This is a genomic window from Streptomyces swartbergensis (genome assembly GCF_002148965.1).
Classification (GTDB): Bacteria; Actinomycetota; Actinomycetes; order Streptomycetales; family Streptomycetaceae; genus Streptomyces; species Streptomyces swartbergensis.
Map to the genome: position 1 here is coordinate 1 of NZ_NGFN01000825.1, position 718 is coordinate 718.

General features: G+C 70.3%; 1 protein-coding gene. It reads right to left on the bottom strand.

The features are described 5' to 3' along the window. The coding region (locus CA983_RS44560; RefSeq protein ID WP_279628526.1) for a cytochrome P450 at positions 1-699 on the bottom strand (699 nt) is incomplete at its 3' end. Positions 700-718 lie beyond the last annotated feature (19 nt).

The following is a 718-nucleotide window of genomic DNA, read 5'->3' on the forward strand; positions in this document are numbered from 1 at the left end:
CCAGAGTCTGTGCTGGATCTCAGGGTGGCGAGCCAGGAGTTGGAAGGTCCAGGCGAGAAGCGAGGCGGAGGTCTCCACGCCCGCGGCCAGCACCGACATCACCTGGTCGCGCACCTCGGCATCACCAGGCCGGCGCCCGCTGTCCTCGTCCCCGACCATAATCTGCGAGAGCAGGTCCTGCCGGCCCTGTTCCTGCTGCCGGTACTGGGCGATGACCTCGCCGATGGTGGCGTCCAGGCGTGCGCGCGCCGCGTCGAAGCGCCGGTTGGCCGGGGTCGGCACGCGGTGGACCCAGTCTGCTGGGATCAGCATCCGGCGGAGCAGGCCCCGCAGAAGTTCCGGAAGCGCCTCCGCCATCACCTGTGCCGCCTGTCGGCCGGCGGGCGCGGAGACCAGCGTTCGCGCGACCACCAGCCCCGCCACCCGGTACATCGCGGTCCCGACATCGAGCACCTGGCCCGCCCGCCACGAGGACGTCGCTTCCACCACACACTCGCGCATCACCTCGGTGTAGCCGGCGACCCGGCTGCGGTGGAACGCGGGCTTCACCACCGGCCGCTGAGCCCGGTGGTCGTCGGCCTTGCAGGTGATCACGCCGTTCCCGACCAACTCGCGAGCCGCTTCCATGACCGGGCCGCCCTTGTCAAAACGGTCCTGTCGCGAGACGAGCACCTGCATCGCCGCCACGGCACTGTTCATGAGGAAACACTTCCGCCCC